The following is a 26,625-nucleotide window of genomic DNA, read 5'->3' on the forward strand; positions in this document are numbered from 1 at the left end:
CACCTGAAATTGTCGAAATGTACAAAGATTTAAAGCCTACTCATAATCGAATCTATAGAATCATTCGGGACAGTATATTCTCCGGTAAAATAAAAACCAATGAAAAATTTACAGAAGAAGCTATCTCTAAGGCTTTAGGATGTAGCCGTACTCCCGTACGTACAGCCTTATCAAAACTTCAATCCGAAGGTCTCTTACAACATATGACCAAAAAAAACATAGGCTATCAGGAATATTCCGAGAAGGATAAACGTGATCTTTTAACTCTTGATATGCTTCTTGAGGCCAAATCTGCCGAGCTGGTCGCTAGAAAAGGACTTTCTGCGGACGAATTAGAAATGCTTAACGAAATAAATCAGATGCTGTACAGCCACAGTACTCTTGGGGATTCCGTGATTTCAGAATTTGGAGTCCGCGATCTCCACATGCAATTTCATTTATTGATTGCTAAATATTCAGGGAATCGTTTTCTTTACAAAGAAATCGTAAATGTAAGAACATTAATGCGTTCTTTTACCTCGCCCAAAGCACATGATGACAAACATAAAGACAATTATCAAACGATTATAGCCCCATTACACGAAAAACTGCTGCTTGCAATCCAAAATCATGATTCTTATCTTGCCTCTCTATATATGCAATATGAAATATCCTGTGCAAAAGATGTTTATATTCAGGGAAGCATTATAAAATAAAAGGCAATAATGATCAGAAAAGCGTTCGAGGTTTGTGCATATTTAACGAAAATAATTTGGATTTTATTTGTATATTGATATATTTTCTATTATTGATAGAATGATTTTATAAACTTTCATCATTTCCAGACCGCCAAAACGGAAAGATAGGTGCAAATGAATTCGGCAACAGTCACTGTATTGTGCCTTTTAGTTTTTGCGGCATTAATTATCCTTTCCTTTAGAAAGAAATTAAATCTTGGTCTCCTTTCCCTTGGAACAGCCTATTTGATCGGTTGTTTTATTCTCAAATTATCTGTTCCAGAGATTGTAGCATTAATCCCAATTAAAATTGTTTTTATGCTGATTTCTGTCTGTCTTTTTTATGGATACAGCATCCAAAACGGAACCATGAAAGTTCTGACCACCAGAATAATATATCGTTTTAGAAAGCACTATCAACTAATGCCTTTTGTTTTGTATTTTCTTTCTTTTATACTAGGCTTGCTAGGTGCAAGTGCCCCAGCCATCACATCGCTAATGGCGCCGATCTGCATTTTGATTGCCGAAAGCATGCAAATTCACTATTTAATCGTTGTAGTTCTAATCGGTTTTGGATCCGCAGGGGGATCTTTAGTTCCCTGGGGACAGGGCGGACTGATAGTCAGGGGAATTCTGGAAAGCACCATCTATGCAACAGAGTCCACTTCTCTATCATTAAAAATATGCCTTAATATGTTTATTACAGGGTTGTTGGCATTACTTTTTGTATACTTTTTTTATAAAGCTTACAAGGCAAAGCCCTTTATAATACAGAAACCCGAATCCTTCAACCCTGCCCAGAAAAAAACCCTCATTCTTTTATGTCTAATCTTATGCCTAGTAATAATTCCGTCTATAATAAGCACCCTTGCGCCCTCATTGACGCTTTCGCATTATGCACATATACTGGACATCCAAATGCTATCTATTATTGGGGCTTCTTTATGCGCGATCTTAAGGCTTGGAAACGAACGAGAAGTCATCACAAACTATGTACCTTGGAACACCATCATACTGGTATCGGGTGTTTGTGTTCTATTTGCGTTAATACAACAGACAGGAATTATTAATCAACTTCCAAACTACATTGAAAAATCTATTCCTCAAAATGTAATCGGTATTGTGCTTGTTATTCTGTGTGGTTTTATGAGCTTTTTCAGTGGAGCAATGTCTGTTGTCATTCCAATGATTCTTCCTGTTGTTGTCAATATATGCAGTAAAAATGGATACTCTGTCACTGCCTTAGCATCTTCAGCTGTTATTGGTGCTATCATTACCTGCATATCTCCTTTTTCAACTGCCGGCTCCTTTATTCTTTCCTTTCTGCCTCGCTCAGAAGCAAATGATCAAATGTTTGCCCGACAATTTTTATTAACATTTGCAGTTTTTATTATTCCAATCGTACTGTCAGCTATTGGATTTTATAGACTTTTAGGTTGACCCAAACAATGTAATATCAGAAGTGAGCATAAATTTTCTCCCTTTTGCAGGGATCAAAATTTTCAACCTTACCCCTATTTCAAATGGGGGTAATATAAAAAGGCACCGTTGCTGCTGGGATTCCAACAGGCGATGCCTCTTTTTGCGATATAAAAAGGACGAAACAAGTTCATTCTTGCTCCGCCCTTAAATGCTATTTTAGCCATAGCACATTTTTAGTATACTTTTGTGTACTCAGATGTTTTTTCGAGTACAAATAACAAATTACATCTTTTTTGTACTCGTAATAACAAAGCTCCTCCTGCATCTAAAACTGAGCCAAATAGGATCTGTAAAAAAGCAAATGTTAAATCGCCATTTTTAAGCTGACCAAAAAAATAGACACATAACACAAAAGAAGCTAAAAATAAATTTACAGTTCCTAATGCAATTAAAAAGCATGAAGTAATTCTTAAAAATGTTTTCATTTTATCTGTAGTAATAATAATTTGTATAATGTCAAATTCCTTTATATAACCTAGTTGTTGCGTCATATGGTGATAATTATTGCAAAATCAATGGCAAAATTGTTATAACAGCTCCAATCAAAAACATATCGATGTTACTGTTCAGACGCCATGATTTTTCATTGTAAAAAACGCTGAATTTATATTTTCCTGATTGTTGATAACTATCAGAGGGCAGAAGTGCTTTTGTGGATTACTTCACTGCCCTCTTTATTTTGCTTTATTTTTAGCCCCTCTTTGTTCATTTCACGCTACAAAACATCTTTTCGCAAGGACTAATACAATCGGTTTTTCCTTACAATTCCACCTTTCCGGCCAGTTATCCACATGGCATCTTGACAGTGCCTGTAAAATCCTGGATTCGCTTAAAGCATTTCTGGACACTTTTCTATCCCCCAACTGTTAAAAATGGGATTATACACCAACCGTACGAACTATCCAACACTATCGGTCATTTTTATAAAAATATCGTACGTTTTTTATATTATAAGCTCTAATTCCTACTCCCTCCGTACATGAAATGTGTCCCCATAGGGCACTTCTTCAAGAGGCATGGAGACTTCCTTTAACCCAGTTTCTGTCAGCTGCAGAACCCGGCTGCAGACTTCTTCTATATATTTTCTGTCATGGGAGACACTGATAATTGCCCCGCCGAATTCCTTCAGCATTTTCCGTATCACCGGGCCAGACAAGGGTGAAAGATTTCTGGTCGGCTCGTCCAGAATCAGTAAATCGGCGTGAGACATGCTCATTTTAAGCAGAAACAGTTTGGCCTTCTGTCCGCCGGAAAGACCGCCGATCGGATGCTCCATTTCTTCCGGCGTAAATTTCAACGTTCCAAGATATGTCCTGATTCTCGTCTGCTCCTCCCTGCTGCCCTGTGAATCCAGATAATCTACCGGCGTCTGCTCCATGTCCAGGCTGTCCTCGTAGCTCTGCGGCATATATTCCACTTTCAGATCTTTTCTGTCCGCAAATGTTCGTGCAATATCCCGGATAAGTGTGGTTTTACCCGCTCCGTTTTTTCCGATGATGCAGATTTTTTCCGGTCCTCTGACAACCAGCCGGATATTTTCTGCCAGAATTTTCTCTCCGTCCGGAGACTTCAGTACATCCAGTGAATAATCAAGAACCGTTTTCCCGGCAGGAATCCGGTATTCCGCATCTATCCGGAAGCCGATGGCCTCCTCGCGGTCCGGAAGCTCCGCCATACCGGTGTCCAGCTTTTCAAATCTTCTTCCTATAGCTTTTACACTGTGCATCTTTTTCTTCAGAAGTGCGGCACTATGCGGATCCTGCCGGGAGACGGAATTTTGTGCATGATGAACGCTCTGCAGAATTCTCTGGTATTTTTCATCCCTCTTCCTTTTCTCTTTTCTTTCGTTCGATGCCTGTCTGGCCTGTGTCTCGAATAAATCCTCTCTTGCCCGCACATACTCCTCATAGCACAGATGCTTTACCGTGTATCTGGATTGTGTTTTTCGCCTGATCTGTTCCAGATGTATGACCATATTTGCGGTATGTGTAATCAATGCTTCGTCATGCGAAACAAAAAGCACAATCTTCTTCCATCCGCAGATCAATTTTTGCAGCAACAGAAGTGTGTCCATATCAACATCATTGGAAGGTTCGTCCAGCAGAAGAATATCCGGCTTTCCCATCAGAATCCTCATCAGCTGCGCCTTGATCTTTTCCCCGCCGGAGAGTGCTCCCATTCTCTGATCCCTGTAATAAAATTCACTTTCCACGCCAAAATCTTTTGCCATCCGCCCCAGTTCTCCCGGAGACTGCAGAAAAAACGCATCCTCTTCGGAAAAAAATTCATATACCGTTTTTTCTTTCTCTTCCGGTTCCAGCTCCTGTGGAAGAAAAGCAGTTTTTTCGTTTCCCAGAATCCTTATCCCTTTTGCCTCAGCATATCCGGCAATCCTACCCGGGTCATAAATCCACTGAAGCAGCGTGGATTTTCCGTCTCCCTCTTCCCCGATGATGACTGCTTTGTCGCCATCCTGCAGTACCAGCTGAAAGTCCGATACCAGAGTGCGCAGATCCTTTCTGTGTGTGATTGTCAGATCCTTTATCTGTATCAAAATACCGCCTCCTGTTCTTTTTATCCCTGTATGCCTCTCCTGCCGCCGTTTCTGCCTGAAGAAAAAGCAAAAGAAAAAGCCTGCCTCCGCATACGCAGAAACAGACTTGCAGAATCCTTCTATTAATAAAACCCTCCGTAAAGAAAAAAACGGAGTTTAGGAGGAATCGGCAGATAATCGGCTTCATGCGTATAGGGAGACATCACCTTCCGGCAAACTTCCTGTTCATACACCTAAAACAGATTATCTGATAATCATTTTTCCTCCTCTTGTTTAACGGTAACACCTCAGATGTAAACACCGATTTGACTGTGCTTTGATCATAAGCATTTTGCGAGTGGCCTGTCAAGACAATTTTTCGGTCAGAGCGCTCCCTCCGCTTTCTGAACTGCCGCCGATTTCTCCGGCCAGCTCAAATCCCTTTTTCGCTGCAATGACCGCGATAATCTCATTGATAACTGCCGCTGCCGCGATGGTTCCTTTCACCAGTGACGATAGTTCCGGCTGGGAAGCAGCCAGAACACTGCATACAATTCCAGTAAACACCAGTGATACGCCGGAATGAGGAAGAAGCGTCAGGCCGAGGTATTTCTGAACCGTAGCCGGCATATGTGTCGCCCTGGCTCCCGCCCTGGCGCCGAAATATTTTCCAAAGACCCTGGAAGCAATATAAACAAAGGTATAAAGACCCGCACCCAGGATCAGGTGATAATCCAGCGGGGCTCCCAGATCGACAATAGCCGCCAGCAGGCTGACTCCGAGGATGGGATGAAACCATGTCGTGGTCTGCTCCAGCTGTCTCTGCGGGATCCGGTTGGAGAACACTGCGGAGAAGGATACTCCCATCAGCATATAATTCAGAGTGATATTAGTAAAAACCACCCGGTTAAAAAACAAACCGATGGCCGCTGTCAAGGTAATTCCGGACACCAGAATCAGAAGGGTTCCTGCCTTTCCCGGCTTTTTCTTTAACAGCATCCCTGCCGGAATACCGGTAATCATGCCGATCGCAAGCTGTAAAATAATCTCTACAATCAGACAAGCAAAACTATATTCACAAGTATGTACACATAAAGTTATCGTTTACCCCTAGCACAAAATATCAGAAAAAAGTGGGTGTATTTTTGTATTTTTAGTACATTTTGCACGATTAAATCAGATATTATAATGTGAATGTTCATAATTATAGACATGATTTAGATTTATCTTTTGATAAATTCACAATTTTTGCAGGATTCTGGCGCCGTTCTTGCAGAGATGTGTGAATACATTGGATAACTTAGCGATTAGTGTAAGACAGGAATACCGGGAACCAAAATAGGAAAAGGGGGAATAATGTATACAGTTAACCCGTATATTTGGACAGCGGAGGAATAAAAGGCTACTTCTTGTTTCCGACGCTGTCCAAACACATATCCCTAATGGTAAATCGTATGGCAGAAAAATTATCTTCAGAAACAGTACAGGCAAGAACCAATGAAAACATTATGGGAATCGCTTCTATTCCTTCGCTTCTGGCAAAATTTGCGATTCCCTCTGTAATCTCCATGGTCGTGAATTCCATCTACAATCTGGTAGATCAGATTTTTATCGGTCAGGGCGTCGGGTATCTGGGAAATGCTGCGACGAATGTAGTATTTCCTTTTGTAACATTATCCATGGCACTATCCCTGATGATCTCTGTCGGCACCGCTGCCAATGTAGGGCTGAACCTGGGGCAGAAAGAACAGGAAAAGGCTGATCTCACCCTGGGAAACGGCCTGACCCTGGCAATAATCTGCGGATCTGCGCTTGCACTGTTTGGGGAAATTTTTTTACTTCCGATGCTCCGGCTTTTCGGCGCCACCGATACCGTCCTGCCTTACGCAATAGCCTACGGCCGAATCTACATTATCGGCACTGTATTTACCAGTATCGGCATTATGATGAGCGATGAGATCCGGGCAGACGGACACCCGCGCTACTCCATGTTTTCCATGCTGCTGGGTGCCGTACTGAACTGTATTCTGGATCCGCTGTTCATCTTTATCTTTCACTGGGGAGTAGCCGGTGCGGCACTGGCGTCAATTATCGGGCAGTTTGCCACGCTCCTTGTCGTTCTGGCCTATATCCGTAAATTCCGCACACTGAATATGCGGGTTTCCAACATGAAACTCCAGGCGCCGATCGTCAAAAGTATTTTTGTCCTCGGCCTGTCATCCTGTCTCACGCAGTGCGCCGCCCTTATCATGCAGATTATCATGAACCAGCAGACTATCCGCTATGGCGCGATGTCCGAATACGGAGCCGATATTCCGCTGACTGTATTCGGAATTGTCAATAAAATAAACGGCCTGATGATCTCTGTGATCATTGGAATCACCGGTGGTGCGCAGCCTCTTTTCAGTTTTAATTACGGTGCAAAAAATTATGAGCGAGTGCGGAAGCTGGTGAAATTATGTCTGGTGGTCTGTGTGACAATCGGACTGATCGGCACCTTCTGTCTGCAGACCTTCCCGCAGCAGATCATCTCTATTTTCGGACAGGAAGACGCGCTTTACAATCAGTTTGCCGTTATGTGTCTGAAAAATATGACCATATTTATTTTTATCATGGGCGTGCAGATGGTCGTCGGTGTTTATTTCCAGGCAACCGGAAAAGCCGGGAAAGCAATGCTTCTATCACTCTCCCGGCAGATCCTTTTTATGATTCCCTGCATGATCATCCTTCCGCACTTCTTCGGTGTGCGTGGAATTATGTGGTCATTCCCTGTCTCGGATATTTTTTCCGTGACCATGGCTGCCATTATGCTGGTAGTGGAAATGAGAAAACTGAACCGGCTGATACTGGAGCAGAAACACGTATAGCCGACGCAGCATCTGCTGAACAATCCGGTTCTTCCCCTCCGTATCTTCGCCGATTGTTATTCTTCAAAAACAACTCTCTTTGAAATATCTTCCGCATCCTTGGCACCCGGAAGCTCCACAATACCGCCGAAAGGCATCTGGGCAACCAGCTTATAGCTGTCCGGCAGATGGAACATCTCGCGCACAGCATCATCAATAACAGGATTATAGTGCTGAAGATTTGCCCCTACCCCCAGTTCTCTGAGGCCTGTCCAGACAGCCAGCTGCAGCATGCCGTTGGACTGATTTGCCCAGACCGGGAAATTGGGCGCATAGAGCGGGAACTGCTCCTGCAAGCCCTTTACCACTGCGTCATCATAAAAATAAAGAATAGTCCCGGCTGCCGCCCGGAATCCGTCTATTTTCTCCCTCGGCACCTTTCCTTCAAACACATCATAAATTTTGTCCCAGAGTTTATCCTGCTGCTCACCCAGCACAAGAACAACTCTCTGGCTGTGCATATTAAATGCGTCCGGCACAAGCTCTGTTGTTTCTGTCACCAGTTTTTTTATCTCATCTGCCGATACGGGGAGCTCTTTTTTCAGTGAATAAACCGTTCTTCTTTCCTTCAGTGACTCGCGTATACTCATAGTAACCTCTTTTCTCTGATTCTGATTTTTTAAACACTGTGTCTTACTTTTTTCTCTGTCAGGGTTTTCCGGTTTTCCCTCTATGTTGATGATGTTGGGGTCAAAAGGTCTTTTGATCCCAATAGGATGCCAGCAGTCTTTTTAAGTCCCCCCTTTCCCTGTCATTCCATACGGAGAACGCCTTGTGAATCATCTCTGCATTTTCCGGATAAACCTCGCGGATGATAGCCCTGCCTTTTTCTGTGAGAGAAAGAATGCTTTTTCTGCGATCCTTTTCATCCTGTTTTCTTACCAGGAGGCCTGCTTTTTCCATATTCGCGACAATTACCGGGATTGTTCCGTCGGTGCTGAGAATGCTTTCCTTGACTTCACCGACCGAAAGCGGCCCCTTATGATAAAGCGCTTCCAATACCATAAACTGCCCGAACGTCACCCCATGTTTCTGGCATAATGCCCTTGTTTTTCTGTCCAGATCCGTGACAATCCTGTGCAGGCTGATAATAAGATAACTTTCTGTTGCTGTCAGTTCCAAATCCGGCATTTCCTTTCCTGAATTTGCATAATAGCCAAAAGCTTTTCGCTGTTCCTGCGCCTATATTATATCTAACTAGATATATTGTCAAGCAAATTTTCTCCCTGAATAAAATCCTTCATTTCAGGACACACAATCTATCAGAGCAACTATCATGCCCCCCTTCGTAAAAGTCTGACCTCCCATCCAGATTCCTTCCTCAAGCTATTTTCGGAAAGATATATCAGATCTGCTTTATTTTCCCGAACTGTCCCTGATTACTTGTTAATCATTACCGGAACCAGTCTTCCATCTTTCATCTCGACATGGTCAATACCGGCCAGATACTTTTCGTAGGCCAGCTCCTCTTCGTCCTGCAGACCCAGAAAAAACACCCTGTCAACGAGATCCCTGTTAAAGAACAGCGTATTATCTGCCCCTATTCCCTGTGGGAAACGACATCCGGCATAATCATAAACAATAGGATCCCCTGCCCTGGTCAATACTCTTCCGGTAATCATTACCCTCTGCTTCCCGCCCTTCAGGAGAACCACCGACCCGATAGGAAGTAAATTTTTATACATGGTATCTTTCCTCCATTATTCTGTAAATATTCTATAAGACCTCGCAATATCCGGTATCTATTGGTTGATATTTAACACTTTTTGGGCAGAGTTAATCATGTTGTTCCTTGCATCACTCCAGTCAACAGAAACCTCAAGTCCTCCCCCGATACCAGCCACAGCCTTTCCACCTAGTTTAAAACCGCTGGTAGTCGCTTCTGCCTCCCCCGAAAGGCCTGCACCTACAGATCCGGTTGCCACAACTCCTATTTTGACGCCAAAGACTTCAAAACCGCCGGAGGCTTTTCCCTCTGCCAGATAGGCTCCAACTTCCCCCCGTGCGGACACACCGACCTCCGTCTTTCCGTCATCCGTATGAATAGCACCTGCTGCCGCAGTTCCCTGTGCCTCCGCGCTCAAAACCGACCCGCTGGCCTCCCCGTACAAACCGAGATAACTGTCCCCGACACTTCCGCTGACTTCACCTTTTGCCACACCGACTTCTGCACCGCCGGATGCATAGATTCCCGGAGCAAACTTTCCATCTTCATCGGTCAGAACTGCCCCTGCATCCCCATAAGCGGAGGCATAAGCAACAGCACCACTTGCTGCCAATTCCCCATAAGTTCCCTTATGCTGCGCGCTCCCATGTAGCAGATCTGCTTCTTTCTCACAGGATACAACCTTCTCTTTTTTATCACCGAACAGAGCCTTTTTTGCTTTTTCCCGGGTAGTTTTCTTCTCCGTATTTACATCTTTATCTGCATCTTCTTTTTCAAGATCTTTTTTAAAGGAAGATTCCGTCTCTACCCCAGGTTTTTCTCCCCATTTTCCACTCACTTTAGCTTTATAGAATGCAGTATCGAATTTTTCTTCCCTGGTCTTATTATTGTCCGAGCTGAATATTTCAGATTCCGCACTGGTGAATAGCTTTCCAGTCACCAGATCGCCCAAAACTTCAAGCGGTGTCTTTTTTTCAGCGGTTATCTTTACCTTTCCAGCTATGATGTCGACGATCTCCGAATCGCGCCTGGCATATTCCTTTCGGATCTGCTCCAGCAGATTCCGGAAACTGCCAAACTTTTCAATGGAGACACCCAGCCTGGTATTCATCAATTCTGCATTTGCCAGATACCTTTCAAATCCCGCCGGTAAGCTGTTTTGTACGTCGCAGCTCGCGCTTCTGTACGCCTGCTGAAGTCGCTGCAGCTTTCTTATTTCATCATCCAGCCGGCTGATATCCTGGTCAATTCCGGGTAATGAAATGGAAAACTTCGTCATCTCCGACCCCCCTTTTCCCGTCTCATCTTCTGCGTCCTCTATATCATAACAGGCCAAAAACACATCCGGAGATTACCTGACGAACATCCCGTTTTTAATGACAAACTACCTTCACTGAGATACTGTATCCAGGCTCTGCACCTTGTAATACAGATGTTCTCCCACTGCCGGATCCTCGTCCTCCGGAACCAGATGAAACGTATCACAAACAACAGATTCTGAAGAACCATCGGGAGTGATTTCGGTATATATCGCTGTAACGCTGCCATCCGCTTCCTGCTGCTTACTTTGAAATTTAAAGTCCCAGGCACCTGCATCCCCTACTCCAAGCGAATAGGTACCGTCTGCCTGAAGAACCACCTGGCGGTAGGTCGATAAATCGTCCGGCACTTCCGGAATGGTGGTGAAATTCTGAAATACCGCTCTTGCCACTTTTTCTATCTGATCAGCCGTAGCAATTATATGCCCGTCACTCATCATTTCGTCTCGATGTGCCTCGCTAAAATAAAACTTCATCACTTCCCAGAAAAGTTTCTGGTCAGACGCGCTTAATGTTATCCCTGTTCCCTCTGTTCTGGAATAATATGCCACTGCCGCAAGAAGCGCCTTCTGATCCGTGGTATTCAGGGTGTCGGCACCGGGATACTGGCTGAAAGGCGTCCGTTTGTCCGGCGTTACCTTTACATATTTCGCCAGAATGCTGTTATACTGATCCTCCGTGATCAGCGTATCATTTTCCGGATCAGAGTCATTTGTGTCTGTGATATACCACGGATTTTCAGGGTGATTAAAAGCATCATACCCAAGTCTCTCGATTATCTGAGGCTGGCCGGAGGAATCATATTTTTCAAAGTAGTATATAAAATAACTTGCACCTCCAACTGCCAAATTCTTTATCACGTTATCTTCACAGAGATAATAATAGTCTCTACCCACTGAAGAAAAAACGCGCTTAGGAGTGCCGTCTTCTGCCATTCCATACATAAGAATAACCTGGCTTGAATCGGCGTACTGACCCAGAGGAACAATCAAAAGTTCGTCCGTTCCATCGCCATCCATATCCATAAAAGAATAACCCAGATTATTCTCCGCATCTTCGCCATTTTGTTTAAGCTGAAGAATATAATCTGTGTCTTCGCTGAGTTCAATTGAGTCTGCACTTCCGGTTACATCTGCATACAGCTGATCCAGGATGGATTTGTAGGCGGCGAGATCCTGTTCTTCCCTTGTCTGCGGATTATCTGTATTCTCCGCTGCGTCAGTGTCCGCACTGTCCGACTTGGCATCCTCTGCATTGGTATTCTGCAAATTCCCTATTTTTTCCTGCTGCTTCCGGATATAGGCGGCAATATCTGATTCTGCCTGGCCATCTTTAATCAGTTCTGCCGCATTCTGATAAGCTTCATCGGCATTTTCATAGGCCTTCTCCGCCTCATCGGCATCGCTGTCTTCCAGATAGTCTCCCTGATCCATGTATACGTCACCGAGGGATATGTAAACTGCCGTGTAATTAAACGCGGCCTCTTCCGGCTTCACCGCCTTTGTCAGATCCACCAGAGTATCCGCGGCATTCTGATAAGCCTCTTTAATTGCCTTTGTATCAGATTCATCCGCGCTTTTCGCCTGCAGAAGATAGGTATCACTCAGTTCCATATAGGCACGGTCTGTCTTTGGCATAATGGCAATGGCGTCCATGTAAGCAAGCGCCGCATTTTCATAGTCAAATGCGTCCGCGTATTTTTCCCCGGAATGAAGCCTGCTCTTGTACTGTTGTTCCGGCATATGGTTGAACAGCAGCAGGCCGACAAAAGAAACGGCCAGAACTGCCGGTACGGCAAAAAATCCCTGATTCATATCTTGCCTTTTCCTTTTTTCAGAAATCTTGTTTCTCCGCAAATCTGTATGTGGCTGCTGGTAAGGGAAGCAGAAAAGCAGGCACTTCCTGTGCCTGCCTTTTGTCTGCTTTTGCATCAATCCTGTATCAGATTGTTTTTCAGTGCCTCCGCAGCCTGGCGGTTCTTCTCTTCTGTTTTCGCATATTCGTTTGCCATATCCCGCATGTTCCGCGCATATCTGTTTATCATGTTGTGCATCTTCTGCATGTCTTCCTGCAGCTTTTTAAACTTGCCAATGTAGGCAGTCGCCGCATCTCCAGCCCAGCTCGATGTCAGATTGCTCACCTGGTTCAGCATATCCTGCGTAAGGGTGCTGATCTGTTTATTGGTCTGCTCCATCTGCTTTGCTTCATTTTCGAGTTTTCTGGGGGTAACTCTGATCTGTGCCATGTCCATCTATCTCCCTTTCCAATTCCCGGTAATTATCTTCTTGCTGCAATCTGTTCGTTTTCCTGCTCAGCCCTCTTGTAATTCTCTGCAATGTCCCCGAGAACCCGGCAGTAGTTGTCGATCTGTTTTCCGAAATTATTAAACTGCGTACAGGCATCTCTCACAATCTTAGTGTAGTCTGCCTTTGCCTCGCCCTCCCACATGGCTGAAAGATTGTCATTCTGCGTCTGCAGATTTTGAATCAGCTCTTTCAGCCTGGCGTTTTCCTGTGTCAGCTCCTCTTTTTTTCTTGTAATCTGTTCCGCTGTGACTTTAATCTCATTGCTACCAGCCATTTTATTTTTCCTCCTCCATGTCTGTCTGGCCTGTTGTTTTTCTCTATGCCTTTATTATAGCTTCCGTTCATCCGGCAGCCTATCCATCTGACCGACAGACCAAAATCTGTGATGAACGGCACATTACCTGTCGTCCGCCCTGTCGATATTCTGCAGTTCTGTGTGATACATATTACGTGCCGCCTCGTCCAGCGCATGCGCGATTTTCATGATATTCTCCCCGTTCTCTATCAGGTCTGTCTTCAGGCTTGAGCCCTTTGCGACAAATTTTGCCGCGTTATCTCCCGTCCAGTTGACGCCGATATCACGAAGTGTTTCCTCAAAGTCATTATTTCCCAGATTCTTCAGCTTCTGGGCAATCTCCTTGAGCCCATCCACCTGCTGTTCCACAGCGCGAAAGTCCATATCGATTTCATAAAGCGTTTTTCTGCTCATAGCGTATCGCTCCTTAATCCCGGATCATGCCCGACAGCAGGGCATCAGCCATATCTTTATTGGCAGCCTCTGTCTCCTCATAAATTCCGGCAATCTTCAGCAGGTCATCCGGCATGAGCCGGATGTCTGCAGCCACCTGCCCGGCGTTTTTGTTCTGCTCCTCAAATTTGCCGCGAAAGCTCTCTCCCGCGTCACCCTTCCAGTAGCTTTTTGTATTTCTGACCCGAGTTGCCATCATTTCCATGGTTTTCTGCATCTTACGGATGTCATTTTTCACTGCCTCCGCCTGAGCCTTTAATTTCTCGGGCGCAACAATCAGCTCATACATAGGTGGTCTCCTTATCTGGCTTTGGAAAGCATCTGGACATTCTGATATTCCACTGTGTTCAGCGGAACAGTCTGCATATCCGAGTATGTCTTGTGGTACCAGCTGAACTGGGCGTAATACTCTTTATAGGGGCTTTCCTTAAAAATATATCCTTCCCGGGCATAGATCTCGTTAATCGCGTCCTGTGCCTGCTCCGACGTCAGGGAACTGATGTCCGATGACGTCAGCAGTTCCGTGCTGCTGTTCGGAAAAATCTGTCCGTCTGTCGTCGAATGCCCGCCTGGGGAATCCGGAGAACTCTTTTCTGCAGGGGATGTGCCTCCGTTCACGCTGCCGGTACCCGCTGTCTGGTTGGAGCCGGTTCCGCTTGAACTGTTGCCGGCATGGGAGAGACTAGACTGTTTGGGATTATCCTTTACCTTGTTCTCTATCTCATAATCCTTATCCTGCGTCGCAATGACTTCATTATAGAGAGAATTCAGATCCTCATATCCATTGTAAGACATGTAGCTGCTTCCGCTCCTGATCTCATCCTGTCCGGAGGGTGCCTGGAACTGGTTCACATCAACATCCACAGTTCCGTCCGCCTGCTCCATGAGATTTGTGTACTCCGTGTAGTAGTAATAGCTGAAAAAATCGCCATTCGTAAAAGAAACATCCACACGATTAATCAAGAACAGCGCATTGGTGATGTCCTGTTGCTCCCTTCCGTCCTTCGGACTCAGGAAATAGGCTCCCAGGTACTCACTGCCCGAAAGATTTGCGCCGCTCCAGTTCTTCGCATTATCAGCCACCTTCTTTTCAGCCGCTTCCTGCATAGACGTGAGAACATCAGAAGGAATATCGTCCACACTGGTCAGATAGCTGTCAACGTCCCTGGCGACAAAGGTCTTGGACACACGCTTAGGCGTCACATGAAAATTCTTTTTCATGTAAGCGGTCACGTCATCTTCATCCACATTGACCGTGCCGCTGGAATCAGCCATAACGTCCTCATCAGCCGTCACATAGACGGTGATCTCATCGCCCTTCTTGATATTTCCTGATTTACTGAGAACATAGTGCAGCTTTTTTTCCACCGCATCATCCTTGTCAACCGTGACCGATGCCTTGAGATAAGGCGATGCCCCGGTATAGTTTACCTCTACGCCGGCAAAGGGATCTACCACCTTGCTGCTTCCTCCCCTGCCGGAGAAATACCAGAACGCCGCCAACGCTGCGGCAACCGCTGCAAAAAGAATGATCAGGAGAATCACAAAATTTCTTTTTCCAGTTCTCTTCTGTTCCGGCTGTTTATAATCATAGGAGAAGTCCCCCTGCTTGTAAGGATATTCCTGCCTGTCAAAATACCGGTAATTGTCTCCGTCCTCCTGCTGACGTCCCTCTGTCTGCTCCGGCTGATAATCCTCGGAAAAATGGCTGAGAACTGTCTCCCCATCTTCTCCGGCATCCGGCTCCATACTTTCCTTCAACAGCTCCTGGTCAACCGGCTCGCCGCATTTCGGACAGAATTTATAGTAACCTTCAATTGGTTTTCCGCATTTTCTGCAGTAATACATGGTATGCTCCTGTCTGTCAGAATTTCATAAAATCAATCATACTGGATATGTCTTTTTCGCAGTCTGTGTATTCATCCCTGGCATCTGTCAGATTTTTCTGCAGCTCCTCAAACCCTCTGACCAGGTCATCGACTTCATTAAGATCTGCTGCAGCTCTGGAAACAAAGGCACTGTGGGCATCGCCCTGCCACATGCCATGCAGTGCCTGCAGGTCCTCCTCCAGCTGTTTCTTCTGCTCCCGCAATCTTGTCAGCGCGTCACTGAAACTTGCTATGTCCCGGTTGAAATGATACAGATCGTTTGCAATCTTATCTGCCATCTATACCTCCACTCTCTCCTGCAGCATCGGGTCTGTGACCAGCGCCGCGGCAGTACTCATAGACTCTGTGCTGGAAGAATCGACAACCTTTTCTTCCTTATTACCGGCCTTATTGTGTTTCGTCTCGTAGTCGGCGAGATCCCGGTTAACGCTGATAATGTCCCAGACCTGCCAGGCAATACCTGCCGCCAGGGCTATGCATAAAACACAGAGAACCGGGAAAAGAATTCCACCCTTCTTTTTTCCTGGTTTTTCCTCCGGCTGCTGATTCGTCTCCCTAATAATATTCTCCGTGTACTTAAGATCTTGTTTTGAAAAGGAAGGATTTGTCCCCCTGCCCTTATCCTGATGTATCCCCCCTCCCGAGCCGGACATAATAACTGTTTCTTCGCCATCCCCCGGTGCTTCTTCTCTTCCATGGTTTCCGGTCATGAGGACAGTTCTCTCGTCATCTTCCATTTTTTTCTCTTCTTCCACTATTACCTTTGCCCCGCAGTGGCTGCAGAACTTTGCACCCTCCGGAAGTTTTTCCCCGCACTTCGAACAAAACATTGCCATTCCTCCTTAATATCTGTCTGTCAGAACCCATATCGGTCAAACAGTTTCTTTCTCAACGCCCGTTTCTTCACGGAATATCGGATATTGCCTATGATCAGCATAAGTGCCCCGACAGCCGCAAGACCCGCTCCGCCAAAAAAAAGCAGCGTGCCTCTGGTAACGATTTCCATATTTTAATCCTCCTTGTCCAGCCATCCGCCGGAACGCAGCGCATCCATCTGATTTCGCAGCTGCTGCATCAGGTCGCTGCCGGCATCACCGCCGTTATCCTCAGTCTTTTCATACAGCTTTTCCGCCTGCTCATCATACTGCTCAGCCTTGCTGTAGTCTCTGCTGCCCTCATCCTCGATTTTTCCCTGTCGTTCAATCTCGATCAGCGCCAGACGCATCGGTACCTCGTAACGATTTTTCCCCTCATCCGTACCGAAAAGTTTTTGGAGTACTTCTTCTGCCTCGTCGTACTCGCCGCGCATCTGACAGATCTGGCTCAGATTCATGTAGTCATTATAATCCGCTGCTGCCGTGTCCTCTGTCAGCGACCGGAAAATTCTCTCCGCGTCCTCTGCATATGGACTTTCCGATCCGCTACCTTCTGTATTCATCTCCAGCACATAGGCATTGCCAAGTGCCCGCTGAACTCTTCTCTGCCAGGATGGCTCTGTAAACTCTTTTTCCGCCTCCCGCAGTGTCTGGATGGCATCCCCATAACTGCCGCGGCGCTCATAAACATCCGCCAGATCAATAATCGCCCGAAGTTTTATCTCTTCCTCGTCCTCATCTGCCTCCGCAACCACCTGCTGCAGTTTCCCGACTACAGCGGACAAGTCCTCCTTGCCATCAGACATACCGATCTCTGCGAGCACCAGGTCCAGATTAGCGCTGTTCAGGTCATAGGTATCCGCCTGCCCGGCAATCTTTTGTGCCTCATCCGCTCTGCCGCTTCTGGCCAGTGCAATGGCGTAATCCCGATAGCAGTCCGCATTTTTTATTCCCGCATCTGCGGCACAGGTAAAATAAGTGATCGCATTATCATAATCTTCCTGCTCAAAATAGGCCTCCGCCGCCAGATAACAGAGGTTTGCCGCACCATCCGGATCTCTGTTTAAAACCAGCCTGTATCTGCCGTCATTAAGCAGATTCTCTGCCTTTGTCTCGACTTCGTTATAGGCTCCCTGCTCCGCAAGGCTGCTGATCTCCGCATACTTATCATGAAACTGCTCCTGTGTCAGAAAGTAATAGCCAAAGCCAGCGCTCATAATACCCAGGGTCATCAATACTGCTGCAAGGAAATTAAATCGCTTTCTGCTTCGCGTCAAACGAAGGTACTCTTCGTCCCGAAGCTTCATACTGTCCAGATCATTCAGCATCTCCGCCGCACTTTGAGGCCTCTGATCCGGGTTCTCCGAGAGCGCCCGGGTAAGTACGCCGCAAAGCTGGTTTGAATAGATGCAGTCCGTGTGCCATAGAGGCTTTCGGAGGCGCATGGTATCCTTCTCGCGGACAGTGGGTCTTTCACCTGTCATCAGAGAATAGAAACTGGCCGCCAGACTGAACAGGTCCGAGCGTGCATCGAGATGCACATCAAAATACCGGCCGCCGGTAGAGTACAGGCGGATGCGGTGCATCAGCTCGGGAGAGGCATATCCCTTGGAATACCCCTCAATATCCCTCTCTCCATAGTCATTGGAGGAGATATTGAAATCAATCAGGCAGGCATCCCCGTCTGCGGAAATCATAATGTTGTTCGGCTTGATATCGTTATGAATGACCGGGGGCGCCTGCGTATGTATGTAGTCCAGTGCCTCCAGGATCTGGTGCATCCATTTAATGACCTGCGGCTCCTCAAATTTCACCTGCCGGTCAATATAGTCCTGCATCGTATTTCCATCGATATAGTCAATAACGGTGTAAACATCTCCGCCTTCCTGGATAAAATCATAGACCTGCGGAATATACCGATGATGCAGCTTTTTGAGGATGTCTACTTCCCGCCGCTCATTGATGTTGCCGACATATTTATCCTTAATTCTCTTAATGACCACATATTTCTGAAGATTCAGGTGCCAGGCAAGATAGACGGAACCGCCCGCCCCCTCACCGATTGGCCGCTTTATCTCATAGGTATTGTGAATTACAGCCCCTTCCCTGATCGCCGTCATACGCATTCTCCCCGCTGTCTGCCACATTATCTCCAGTCCTCCGCTTACCCGCCGGATAATTCCTAAAGCTTCAAGGCCTCACCCGCCAGAAGTCCTGGCGACACTCTGCGGATATATACTTTCGGGTAGACAATCTCCACCTCAATATCCGCCGTAATCCTTTTTTCACACCGGATATAGTCCTCCCGGATCCTCTCCAGCGTTAAAATCATCTGCCGAAGTTTTTTTTCATTTTCCCTCAGTATCTTAATCTGATCTCCAAGCAGCGCAATATACGAATTCCCGGCTGCTGTTCTCTGAAGGCGGAACCGGATATCTTCCAGCTCCGCGGCAAGCCGAGTTGTTTTCCTTTGCAAGGTATTCAGATTTTCAATGATGTAGATGGAATTTCTGATATTAAAATACATTCTCATACCTTGTTGCCTGCTTTCTGTCCTTATTATCGCAGACAGAAGATAAATACTTCCGTTTTCTGACAAGCGGTATCTTTTTCATGACAAACATCATACCAGCAGCAGCCGAGTTCCATTTTCTATGCCATATTCTGCCAGCTTTTTTTCCGGGTTCAGAATTTCCTGTGTATCCGCATTGCAAAGAAGGAAACTATTTGTCTGAAATCCGACCGGTTCCTGGAGTTTCTGACAGACCAGAGAAGCGAGCTCGTCAATGATCCCCGATATCGGAACCGTCTCATCCACCCGAAAGTTCATTGTCTCACCAAGCGCCGGAAAATCCACATCAATCAGTACCATCCTTTTTTTCTCCTGTCATCCGATTCAAAAGCTTCCCAAGCCGTTCTCTTCCGTAGGGAAAAGTCCTTCCCCTGTTTCCCTCTGCAGTAAAAACTGTATCGGTGATCTCATAACAAATGCCTGTCCTGCGGACACAAACCCGCTCATAGATAAGAGCTGTTCGCATATCCTCCACATCTGCTGCCAGAATACAGGTCGAATCCCTGAAAAGCAGCTCCGGATCCTTGAGATCCGTATTTCCGGTATCTTCCGGCAGGCCTGTCTCCCTGTTCTCCTCCGCAATGGTCTCCTCCGGCAACTGTCCGTCTTCCTCAAGAAGTTCCGGAAGGTTCTTCCTCTCGCCAACGCAGAACCGGAAAAGATCCGATCCGATTCCCGCAGGTGTCATATCCACAACTGCATCTCCGGAGAGATACATGCAGTGAGGCGGCGCGCTCTTATCGGCATAGCTGATATGCAGAATTTTTGCAGAATTTCGTATGACAGCAAAGAGCTCCTGCATCTCCGGCACCGCCGTATACTGATCACAGCTCACATCAATCAGCCCCTTCTGCGCCAGTCCGAAAACCACCTCAACACTTTCGCGCCTGGAAAGCGGGTGCATATTTTCCGCAGACAGAAGGGCACAGGTTTCTACTCCTTCTTTTGCAGCCAGAACAAGAAATTCTTCTGTACTCAATACATATGTCTTCAATAGGAACTCCCTCGCAGAGACTTAAAAGCGAACCGATAGCTTCTGGAAAGAGGGATGACTGATCCATCCCTGAGGAAAATGCGGTTTTCACTCAAGCGGATATAGTCAATCATTTTCCGGTTCACAATGAAACTTCGATGACATCGCATAAACTGATCTGGCAGCTTCTCTGCCAGCCTGTCAATCGTATCGTAGGTATCGTATTCCCTGGCACCGACCCGAATATAGATTTTTTTCTGTCTTGCCTCAAAATACGTAATCTTTTGGATCGGCAGAAACGTCTTTCCCTCTCTGGTCTCCACGACATACTCCGTGCCGGCATCTCCCGACCTGGCATCCGTAAACGCATGGATGAAATCGTGAATGGTCTTTTTCATCATTTCTTCCGTAACCGGACGGAGCAGAAGGGAAGAAGCCTGAATCGAAGGCTTCAGGTACTCAAGCGGGGACATCTTGCTGTCCGCAATTACCATAATCGCGCTCTCCCGATACCGGGACCGCACCTCCTCCGCCCGTTTCGTTCCTCCCTCCCCTGTGATGTCCAGACAGGAGATATCCAGCACCGGAAAAGCATCTTCCGCCTCCAGCACTTTTCCGAAATCCGAGGTGAAGAGCCATTTCCACTCATCATCACCGGCAAGGGCAGCCTCGTCATGCATCGTGTGCTCAATCCTGTTTAATTCCTCTTTCTGTCCGTCAAAATTGATACTGTAGATCATCTGCTCCTGTTTTCTCTTTCCATTATCAGGTTTCTTGGCGATTATTTGCCGGCAAGCGGAACAACAACTTTTTCCGTTCCCTTTTCTTCCTCATAACTATCTGATGGCAGATAACCAATCCCCGGCTGCTCCTTTTTCCCTTGTTTAAGATATGGCACAAAGTCAAACCGGAACAAATTCTGCCGGTCCAGTGCGCCGCCGAAATGAATGCCATGGTGATCCCGCAGCATAAAATCGCAGAGATCTCCGGCAGGAAGGTTCTCTCCCGGATCGACGCAGCTGAAGAAATAGATATTGTGAAGCACTCCTTTGTCTGTGATATTCTCCAGATACCCCTGCAGGTCGGGCTGATCCTCCGCCGGGTAAAGCACCATATTTAGAAAATCAGTCAAATTATCAATGAACCAGAAGATCGGTGTAAACTGCTGCTGCCGCGCAAACACCGCCTCCTGATCCAACCCCTCTGCCCACGCTTCTTTTCGTGACACGCTCCGCTCCCGGACTTTTCCCGCCATCTCCACAAGCGTCTCTGTCAGCTCCTGTGGCGTCTGAATCAGTTTTGTTCCGTACTGCCCGGCAAAAGCAGATAGCGCGCCTGTCGTGTCAAAAATATGAATCTCACCCTTCTTCTCCGCCGCGACGCGGATCATCAGCTTCAGAAGATTTGTCTTTCCTGTGCGATGGGCGCCGGATATCGTGTAACAAAATGTCTGGGTCATCGGTATCGAATATATTTCTGCGCTCTCCTTATCGTAACCGATTGGAAACCACCTCGGATCCCGCATTGTCTCCTGCACTTCCGGAAGCCCCATAAAAACAGACTCCACCGGCTTTTCAGGGATTTCCGGAATCCGGCGCGCGGCAGGTTTTTCGCAGTGTTCTGCCATGTCCCGGCAGATCTTGTCCAGGACTACAATTCTGTCATAATCATCCTTTGCTTCCATGGCAACCGCTGTCTGGAATTCAAGAACTCTCTCCCCCTCCGAAATCAGGCCTCTCCCCCTGCATCCTGCCTCCGGAAGGACATCCAGCTTCATGGTGTGCAGAACATCCGTGTAGGCAAAACGATCCGGCAGCTCCAGACATATGCTGCTGCGCAAATTATCCGCAATGGAACGCTCTATTCCATCTCCGCCAAAACCGGAGGCTGTGATAACCAGATAGATGCCGTAGCTGGTTCCATCCCTGGATATCCGCGTAAGTCTTTCGGTGTATGCACCGTCCGTCTTTTCCTTAAAGCTCCCGTACTGATCAATGACAATGACAATCGCCGGAAGCGTGACCTGTTTATTTTTCTTTATGAACTGTTCGTAACTGCCCCCCTTGAGCAGATGCTTTCTTTCCTCCATGATCTTTCCGACCATGTGGAAAAATTTCACAATCCGCTCCGGGGTATCCTCATTCATAATGCCGCCGACTTGTGGCGCATGGGCGAAGGCATCCAGCATATGGCTGCTGAAATCAATCAGGTACAGATTCAGCCACCCCGGATCGTAACGGCTGATCAGTGACCAGACCAGGGTCTGCGCGAAAATGCTCTTGCCGCTGGCGACCGAACCGATTACTGCCAGTCCTCCGTTTGCTCCCAGATTGACCTCTGCCGGGAACTGCGCCTGGTTCACCGGGTCATCCGCCAGACCAATCTGTGCCGCAAGGCTCCAACGGTTCTTTGGTTTCCAGGCACCGTCCGCATAAGACACAGCTTCATGGCCCTCAAGCTGGTCCAGGTAAAGCTCCGTCGGAAGAACCGGAAGCCAGAGCATATAGTTATTGGTGTAATTCTTCTTTTTTGCGGTTTCCGCAAGATAGCTGACTACAGCCTCCAGCTGTGTCATCCTCTTCTGCTCCGGAAGCTTCACACCGCTCTGGACAGAAAGCCGCAGAATCCTGTCCGCCCGATCCGCCGCACTGCTCCCGCCCGACACCCGTCTGTCCCCGCAGAGGTGGATGAGATCCATCAGTCTGCGCAGATTGAATTCCGTCTTCGGATAGTCAACCGCCTGCCTCTCCAGATCTGCAAAGACAGCTTCGCAGATAATTTCGGTCATCTCCTGGGAATGTGCTGTCTCTTCCGCTGTGACTCCCGCGGCGGTCTGCGCCGTATCAATTGCAGTGAGCAGCCGGGCAATCCACTTCTTTTTCTGTTCTTCCTGGCGGACAATTTTCATACGGTTTCCGGTCATGGACGTCTTTCCTGTCATTGTCAGCATCTGAACAATCTCTGACTTCTGCCCCTCGTCCGCCTCATAGGGAGCCCCGCTCCAGCCGGTCTGGAAGAGTTCGTAGAGTTCATCGCTGCCTACCTGCAGATATCCGCGCCCCGTCTGTGTGATATAGGCAGCATCCGGCTTATGCAGCATGTCCTGTGAATCCTGCCTGTCCTGCACGCGCAGGCAGAGGCGAAACTTCGCGTTCGACCAGATATTATCATCCACGGTACCTGCCGGCTTCTGCGTAGAGAGAATCAGATGGACACCGAGGCTCCGGCCGACCTGCGCGACAGAAATAAGTTCCTGCATAAAATCAGGTTCTTCCCGCTTCAGCTCTGCAAACTCATCAATAATAAGGAAGAGATGCGGGATGGGAACGGATGTCTCTTTGTTTTTGTACAATTTCGTGTACTGATTAATATTGTTGACGCCATTTTCATTAAAAATCTTCTGCCGCCTCTGGTTCTCGGATTTAATGGATATCATCGCCCGGTGAACCTGGTTGCCGGAAAGGTTGGAGATAGACCCCATCATGTGGGGCAGCTTTGTGAAGAGGTTCGCCATACCTCCGCCTTTATAATCAATGATAAAAAATCCCACATCATCCGGGCTGAAGTTAACTGCAAGGGACAGAATATAGGTCTGCAGTGTCTCGGACTTTCCGGACCCGGTTGTTCCGGCAATCAGTCCGTGGGGACCATGATACTTTTCATGCGCGTCCAGATAACAGGGCGCCCCGCCTCCTGTCTCTCCGATCAGCGCCTTCATAGACTCATAGGATCGGTTCTTCACCCATCGGTTTTCCACATTCAGCTCGGACAGCCTGCGTACATGGTACATATCCAGAAATGTCAGGGATGCCGGAAGATCTCCGCTGCGCTCCGTCTCAGTTACCCGGATATTAGCCAGTTTTTTAACAAATTTTTCAAACTCCTCATTTCCGATCCTGTCAAAGTCAATATGCTGATAATCCAGCGCACTGGTCCCGACGGTATAAAAACCGGAATAATTCGCGTCATTTTCTATGATAAAATCGCAGGTGTTTGGAAGCTCATCATAGCCGCTGGCAAGGAGGACCGTTGTCATCCCGTATCTCGGCTCCGGATTCAGGATATATCTGGAAATCAGCTCTCCCGCGAGCAGGGACAGATCTGTCACAAAAAGCACATAATACGGTCTCTGTACCGCCTTTGTCTCCTTCTCCTCTATCCGCTGGCGGATCACCTGGGCAAGCTCGTAGAAAACATCCGCGGCATCCGTCCTGTTATCCGCCACAAAGCGAGTCTTCCGATCCTCACTCCAGACATGGGGCAGCCACTTGACCCCGTCCAGTGTCTGTTTTTCGATCTGTTTTTCCTGATTGTAGACAAGTCCGATTTTTACATCCAGATAACTATTGTTTGCCGCAATCTGGGTGATCAGAAGTCGGGCAATCTGATAGGCATTCTGCTTGTCCGTACCGCCAAGAACACCGATCAGCTGGTGTTCCAGAAGATCCACGCCTACCGGAACTTCTGTCAGCATCTCATACTTTTTACGTATCTGCCCCGGTCCATCCTCCAGTGGATCCCTGTAAACTTCAAAATGCCGCTGTGGAATGCGGATTTCTGACTGAAAGGGAATTGTGCCGTTTCCCAGCCGTTCATAGAGAAAATCCGCCTGCGTGACATTTCTCCCCCAGAGCTTCAGAGAATCTCTGACATCCGCGTATCGGCTGCAAGCGGCAGCCGAGGGGTACATATCCCGGAGTGCCTGTCTGTTATAATCATATTTCTGCTGGATATCCTTATCCTTTGCCTCCAGATAGGCAGAATAGGCACCTTTCCGGTTGGCCTCCTCCTGAGCTGCATGTTTTCTGCCGTTTTTCAGATTGACAAATGCCCAGATACTCCCGATCATCGCGGCGGAAACTGCGGTGACCAGTCCGGTGTACATAAAGATGGAATTCTGCTCCGCAGAGGCACTCCCCAGAATCGCCATACCGCTTCCGATGATCATGGGAATGGCCATCGTGAGAGATGGACCGACCGTCTCAAGAATCGTCCTCTTTTCCTCCTGCGCCCTGGCTGGTGCCGCCTCAATCGCAATCGGATCTGTGCCAATCCGGATTATGTTACGGGGCGCACGGCGAAATTCACGTGTTCCGGGGCGATAGTAGGCCGGATATCCAGCCTCTGCCATGTGGGCAAAAAATTCATCCGCTCCCATGACGTGCAGACGCTGTCCGTTGATCTTCGCCCCATAACTCATATCGAGGGCGAGCATCGTTCCCAGCCAGATGATTTTCATTCCAAACAGGTTGATCACATCACCAAAATGAAGCTTCTGTACCTTTTCACTTCGAATGGAATTTACATAGATGCCATTCCGGCTTGTATCGCGCAGCACACAGCCGCCCGCGCTGAATTCAAGCGTCAGGTGCTCTCTGGAGATCAGCCGCATAACATCTACAGCGATATCGCACTTCTCGCTCTTACCTATCGTCAGGCTGCGGATTCCCCGCAAATCTATTTTTGTATAGGGCACAAAAGGATGAAGAATCTGGCGGATGACGATCGTCGCGACAATCGTGCCGTCAACCTGAAGATCCAGAATGTCATTGAAATGAATATCCCTTCCGGTCCAATCCTGCTGTCCGCAGAGAATCCTGTAACCGGGATCGGGAAGAAACTGCCAGACTCCGCCATGACTTTCCAGTTTTACAGAAACGTCTTCCCGAAGCCCGAAAATATCCCTGTAGAAATTTATTGATGCCTCTGTATGATCGGCAGCAGACAGAATACTATCCAGATATGCCTTTCCACTGTAAGCAGACAGTAAGATACTCACCCTGCATCCCCCAATTCATTTTAATCATGCTTTATTTCAGCAGACCTTTGCCCCGCACTCTTGGCAGAAAGCAGCATCTGGCGCCAGCTTTGCGCCGCAGTTTGCGCAGAAAAGGGCTGCCTCAGGCTGTTGTTCTCCCGCTGCCGGGGCGATTGATTCTGTCGGTTCCACCGGAGTATCCAATACCGGACGCGGTATGTCTTCTGTCTCTTCTGTCACCCGGATGGTCTCCGGCTCTACATCCGGGAGTTCCTCTACACTCTCCTCCGGAACGGCGCGATCCACCTCTTGCATCAAAGGTTCTACAGCCGGTTCCTGTGCCGCAGTTGATGCGTTCCGGGGCATCTCCTGTCTCTCCAGACGGCAGCCACAATTGCCGCAGAACATTGCCCCCTCAACCAGAGGCGCACCGCACTTCGGGCAAAGACCGGCAGGCGCTGCCGCCGGTTTATTCTCTTTCACTGCCGGTCTGGGGCTGCCGCAGTTTCCGCAGAAGCGTCCCTCTTTCGGATTCTCCGCGCCGCAGTTCGGGCAGACCCATGTGCCTTTTACGTCCTGAAGAGCTTTCTCCGCCGCCTTCAGAGCCGCCGTCTGCTGCTCCAGGTGATCAAAAAATTCTCTGTAGCGGTCCGGAACATTCGTCCTGTTCTGCCGATAAAAATCTTCCCCCAGATTCTGATACGTCTTATTAATATCATTTCTCAGCTGGCTGATCTCGCGACTGATGGAAGCAGTCTCGCTGATGTTCTGCGCTCCCTGCTTAATTGTGTCCCCATAGTTTTTCATTTTTGATGTGAAATGTTCAAACATTCTGCTCCTCCTGCATATCTTTTTCCATCTTCCGCCAGTCTTATAGCCTGT

25 protein-coding genes are annotated in these 26,625 nt (G+C 47.5%); 3 read left to right on the forward strand and 22 right to left on the reverse strand.

Annotation, left to right across the window (positions count from 1 at the left end; translation table 11 throughout):
- On the forward strand, window positions 1–695 hold a 695-nt coding region (locus FYJ60_RS10190), incomplete at its 5' end, for a GntR family transcriptional regulator (RefSeq protein WP_154458589.1).
- 156 nt (window positions 696–851) lie between these two features.
- On the forward strand, window positions 852–2,156 hold the full coding sequence (locus FYJ60_RS10195) for an SLC13 family permease (protein ID WP_154458590.1): 1,305 nt from the start codon (window positions 852–854) through the stop codon (window positions 2,154–2,156).
- 1,006 nt (window positions 2,157–3,162) lie between these two features.
- Here the strand turns inward: FYJ60_RS10195 and FYJ60_RS10200 are convergent.
- Both FYJ60_RS10200 and FYJ60_RS10205 read right to left on the reverse strand, forming a co-directional pair.
- Window positions 3,163–4,752, reverse strand: coding sequence for an ATP-binding cassette domain-containing protein (locus tag FYJ60_RS10200; protein ID WP_154458591.1), 1,590 nt, complete (start codon window positions 4,750–4,752; stop codon window positions 3,163–3,165).
- Between the two features lie 345 nt (window positions 4,753–5,097).
- Window positions 5,098–5,754, reverse strand: a complete 657-nt coding sequence (locus FYJ60_RS10205; protein WP_154458592.1) for a cation:proton antiporter — start codon at window positions 5,752–5,754, stop codon at window positions 5,098–5,100.
- Between the two features lie 431 nt (window positions 5,755–6,185).
- On the opposite strand from FYJ60_RS10205, the gene FYJ60_RS10210 reads away from it, so the two are divergent.
- Window positions 6,186–7,598, forward strand: coding sequence for an MATE family efflux transporter (locus FYJ60_RS10210; protein ID WP_154458593.1), 1,413 nt, complete (start codon window positions 6,186–6,188; stop codon window positions 7,596–7,598).
- Between the two features lie 56 nt (window positions 7,599–7,654).
- On the opposite strand, the gene FYJ60_RS10215 is transcribed toward FYJ60_RS10210, so the two are convergent.
- The 20 genes from FYJ60_RS10215 to FYJ60_RS10310 all read right to left on the reverse strand — a co-directional run bounded on the left by FYJ60_RS10215 (window position 7,655) and on the right by FYJ60_RS10310 (window position 26,574).
- The gene (locus FYJ60_RS10215) at window positions 7,655–8,227 is read right to left on the reverse strand and encodes a nitroreductase family protein (RefSeq protein ID WP_154458594.1); all 573 of its coding nucleotides are present in this window, start codon (window positions 8,225–8,227) and stop codon (window positions 7,655–7,657) included.
- Between the two features lie 100 nt (window positions 8,228–8,327).
- Window positions 8,328–8,759, reverse strand: a complete 432-nt coding sequence (locus FYJ60_RS10220; RefSeq protein ID WP_205839062.1) for a MarR family winged helix-turn-helix transcriptional regulator — start codon at window positions 8,757–8,759, stop codon at window positions 8,328–8,330.
- A 257-nt stretch (window positions 8,760–9,016) separates the two neighbouring features.
- Window positions 9,017–9,322, reverse strand: a complete 306-nt coding sequence (locus tag FYJ60_RS10225; protein WP_154458596.1) for a DUF4176 domain-containing protein — start codon at window positions 9,320–9,322, stop codon at window positions 9,017–9,019.
- 57 nt (window positions 9,323–9,379) lie between these two features.
- Window positions 9,380–10,582: a hypothetical protein gene (locus tag FYJ60_RS10230; protein WP_154458597.1), complete on the reverse strand. Its 1,203-nt coding sequence runs from the start codon at window positions 10,580–10,582 to the stop codon at window positions 9,380–9,382.
- A gap of 111 nt (window positions 10,583–10,693) precedes the next feature.
- Window positions 10,694–12,436 (reverse strand): tetratricopeptide repeat protein, encoded by a 1,743-nt coding sequence (locus FYJ60_RS10235; RefSeq protein WP_154458598.1) that lies wholly within the window; start codon window positions 12,434–12,436, stop codon window positions 10,694–10,696.
- Between the two features lie 116 nt (window positions 12,437–12,552).
- The gene (locus FYJ60_RS10240) at window positions 12,553–12,867 is read right to left on the reverse strand and encodes a WXG100 family type VII secretion target (RefSeq protein ID WP_205839063.1); all 315 of its coding nucleotides are present in this window, start codon (window positions 12,865–12,867) and stop codon (window positions 12,553–12,555) included.
- 32 nt (window positions 12,868–12,899) lie between these two features.
- Window positions 12,900–13,202, reverse strand: coding sequence for a WXG100 family type VII secretion target (locus FYJ60_RS10245; protein ID WP_154458600.1), 303 nt, complete (start codon window positions 13,200–13,202; stop codon window positions 12,900–12,902).
- Between the two features lie 123 nt (window positions 13,203–13,325).
- The gene (locus FYJ60_RS10250) at window positions 13,326–13,637 is read right to left on the reverse strand and encodes a hypothetical protein (protein ID WP_154458601.1); all 312 of its coding nucleotides are present in this window, start codon (window positions 13,635–13,637) and stop codon (window positions 13,326–13,328) included.
- A 13-nt stretch (window positions 13,638–13,650) separates the two neighbouring features.
- Window positions 13,651–13,965, reverse strand: coding sequence for a WXG100 family type VII secretion target (locus FYJ60_RS10255; RefSeq protein ID WP_154458602.1), 315 nt, complete (start codon window positions 13,963–13,965; stop codon window positions 13,651–13,653).
- 11 nt (window positions 13,966–13,976) lie between these two features.
- Entirely contained in the window at window positions 13,977–15,524 is a 1,548-nt protein-coding gene (locus FYJ60_RS10260; RefSeq protein ID WP_154458603.1) for a YARHG domain-containing protein, read from the reverse strand.
- 16 nt (window positions 15,525–15,540) lie between these two features.
- Window positions 15,541–15,843 carry a WXG100 family type VII secretion target gene (locus tag FYJ60_RS10265; protein WP_154458604.1) on the reverse strand — a complete coding sequence of 101 codons (303 nt, stop codon included), beginning with the start codon at window positions 15,841–15,843 and terminating at the stop codon, window positions 15,541–15,543.
- Window positions 15,844–16,395 carry a zinc ribbon domain-containing protein gene (locus FYJ60_RS10270; protein ID WP_205839064.1) on the reverse strand — a complete coding sequence of 184 codons (552 nt, stop codon included), beginning with the start codon at window positions 16,393–16,395 and terminating at the stop codon, window positions 15,844–15,846. It abuts the gene before it with no gap.
- A gap of 26 nt (window positions 16,396–16,421) precedes the next feature.
- The gene (locus FYJ60_RS10275; RefSeq protein ID WP_154458606.1) at window positions 16,422–16,571 is read right to left on the reverse strand and encodes a hypothetical protein; all 150 of its coding nucleotides are present in this window, start codon (window positions 16,569–16,571) and stop codon (window positions 16,422–16,424) included.
- Between the two features lie 3 nt (window positions 16,572–16,574).
- Entirely contained in the window at window positions 16,575–18,560 is a 1,986-nt protein-coding gene (locus tag FYJ60_RS10280) for a protein kinase domain-containing protein (RefSeq protein WP_205839065.1), read from the reverse strand.
- A gap of 62 nt (window positions 18,561–18,622) precedes the next feature.
- Window positions 18,623–18,973: a hypothetical protein gene (locus FYJ60_RS10285; protein ID WP_154458608.1), complete on the reverse strand. Its 351-nt coding sequence runs from the start codon at window positions 18,971–18,973 to the stop codon at window positions 18,623–18,625.
- A 90-nt stretch (window positions 18,974–19,063) separates the two neighbouring features.
- Window positions 19,064–19,312, reverse strand: a complete 249-nt coding sequence (locus FYJ60_RS10290) for an EsaB/YukD family protein (protein WP_154458609.1) — start codon at window positions 19,310–19,312, stop codon at window positions 19,064–19,066.
- Window positions 19,299–20,006, reverse strand: coding sequence for a hypothetical protein (locus FYJ60_RS10295; RefSeq protein WP_154458610.1), 708 nt, complete (start codon window positions 20,004–20,006; stop codon window positions 19,299–19,301). Before FYJ60_RS10295 ends, FYJ60_RS10290 begins: the two co-directional genes overlap by 14 nt.
- Window positions 20,003–20,725 carry a LytR/AlgR family response regulator transcription factor gene (locus FYJ60_RS10300; protein ID WP_154458611.1) on the reverse strand — a complete coding sequence of 241 codons (723 nt, stop codon included), beginning with the start codon at window positions 20,723–20,725 and terminating at the stop codon, window positions 20,003–20,005. The genes FYJ60_RS10295 and FYJ60_RS10300 overlap by 4 nt, the downstream gene beginning before the upstream one ends.
- A gap of 41 nt (window positions 20,726–20,766) precedes the next feature.
- Complete coding sequence (gene essC / locus FYJ60_RS10305) at window positions 20,767–25,764, reverse strand: type VII secretion protein EssC (RefSeq protein WP_154458612.1); 4,998 nt, start codon at window positions 25,762–25,764, stop codon at window positions 20,767–20,769.
- Window positions 25,765–25,800: 36 nt separating this feature from the next.
- Complete coding sequence (locus FYJ60_RS10310; RefSeq protein ID WP_154458700.1) at window positions 25,801–26,574, reverse strand: zinc ribbon domain-containing protein; 774 nt, start codon at window positions 26,572–26,574, stop codon at window positions 25,801–25,803.
- Window positions 26,575–26,625: the final 51 nt, after the last annotated feature.

It is taken from the genome of Bilifractor porci (assembly GCF_009696005.1).
In the GTDB taxonomy this organism is placed as follows: Bacteria; Bacillota; Clostridia; order Lachnospirales; family Lachnospiraceae; genus Bilifractor; species Bilifractor porci.

What these genes read in the sequence shown, in the direction of transcription:
- FYJ60_RS10300 (WP_154458611.1), bottom strand. Translation starts at nt 20,725, where the DNA reads ATGATCTACAGTATCAATTTTGACGGACAGAAAGAGGAATTAAACAGG.
- FYJ60_RS10310 (WP_154458700.1), bottom strand. Translation starts at nt 26,574, where the DNA reads ATGTTTGAACATTTCACATCAAAAATGAAAAACTATGGGGACACAATT.
- FYJ60_RS10240 (WP_205839063.1), bottom strand. Translation starts at nt 12,867, where the DNA reads ATGGCACAGATCAGAGTTACCCCCAGAAAACTCGAAAATGAAGCAAAG.
- FYJ60_RS10225 (WP_154458596.1), bottom strand. Translation starts at nt 9,322, where the DNA reads ATGTATAAAAATTTACTTCCTATCGGGTCGGTGGTTCTCCTGAAGGGC.
- FYJ60_RS10265 (WP_154458604.1), bottom strand. Translation starts at nt 15,843, where the DNA reads ATGGCAGATAAGATTGCAAACGATCTGTATCATTTCAACCGGGACATA.
- FYJ60_RS10285 (WP_154458608.1), bottom strand. Translation starts at nt 18,973, where the DNA reads ATGAGAATGTATTTTAATATCAGAAATTCCATCTACATCATTGAAAAT.
- FYJ60_RS10210 (WP_154458593.1), top strand. Translation starts at nt 6,186, where the DNA reads ATGGCAGAAAAATTATCTTCAGAAACAGTACAGGCAAGAACCAATGAA.
- FYJ60_RS10250 (WP_154458601.1), bottom strand. Translation starts at nt 13,637, where the DNA reads ATGAGCAGAAAAACGCTTTATGAAATCGATATGGACTTTCGCGCTGTG.
- FYJ60_RS10235 (WP_154458598.1), bottom strand. Translation starts at nt 12,436, where the DNA reads ATGAATCAGGGATTTTTTGCCGTACCGGCAGTTCTGGCCGTTTCTTTT.
- FYJ60_RS10195 (WP_154458590.1), top strand. Translation starts at nt 852, where the DNA reads ATGAATTCGGCAACAGTCACTGTATTGTGCCTTTTAGTTTTTGCGGCA.
- FYJ60_RS10260 (WP_154458603.1), bottom strand. Translation starts at nt 15,524, where the DNA reads ATGTATTACTGCAGAAAATGCGGAAAACCAATTGAAGGTTACTATAAA.
- FYJ60_RS10215 (WP_154458594.1), bottom strand. Translation starts at nt 8,227, where the DNA reads ATGAGTATACGCGAGTCACTGAAGGAAAGAAGAACGGTTTATTCACTG.
- FYJ60_RS10280 (WP_205839065.1), bottom strand. Translation starts at nt 18,560, where the DNA reads ATGACGGCGATCAGGGAAGGGGCTGTAATTCACAATACCTATGAGATA.
- FYJ60_RS10205 (WP_154458592.1), bottom strand. Translation starts at nt 5,754, where the DNA reads ATGATTACCGGTATTCCGGCAGGGATGCTGTTAAAGAAAAAGCCGGGA.
- FYJ60_RS10245 (WP_154458600.1), bottom strand. Translation starts at nt 13,202, where the DNA reads ATGGCTGGTAGCAATGAGATTAAAGTCACAGCGGAACAGATTACAAGA.
- FYJ60_RS10255 (WP_154458602.1), bottom strand. Translation starts at nt 13,965, where the DNA reads ATGTATGAGCTGATTGTTGCGCCCGAGAAATTAAAGGCTCAGGCGGAG.
- FYJ60_RS10270 (WP_205839064.1), bottom strand. Translation starts at nt 16,395, where the DNA reads ATGTTTTGTTCGAAGTGCGGGGAAAAACTTCCGGAGGGTGCAAAGTTC.
- FYJ60_RS10275 (WP_154458606.1), bottom strand. Translation starts at nt 16,571, where the DNA reads ATGGAAATCGTTACCAGAGGCACGCTGCTTTTTTTTGGCGGAGCGGGT.
- FYJ60_RS10290 (WP_154458609.1), bottom strand. Translation starts at nt 19,312, where the DNA reads ATGGTACTGATTGATGTGGATTTTCCGGCGCTTGGTGAGACAATGAAC.
- FYJ60_RS10230 (WP_154458597.1), bottom strand. Translation starts at nt 10,582, where the DNA reads ATGACGAAGTTTTCCATTTCATTACCCGGAATTGACCAGGATATCAGC.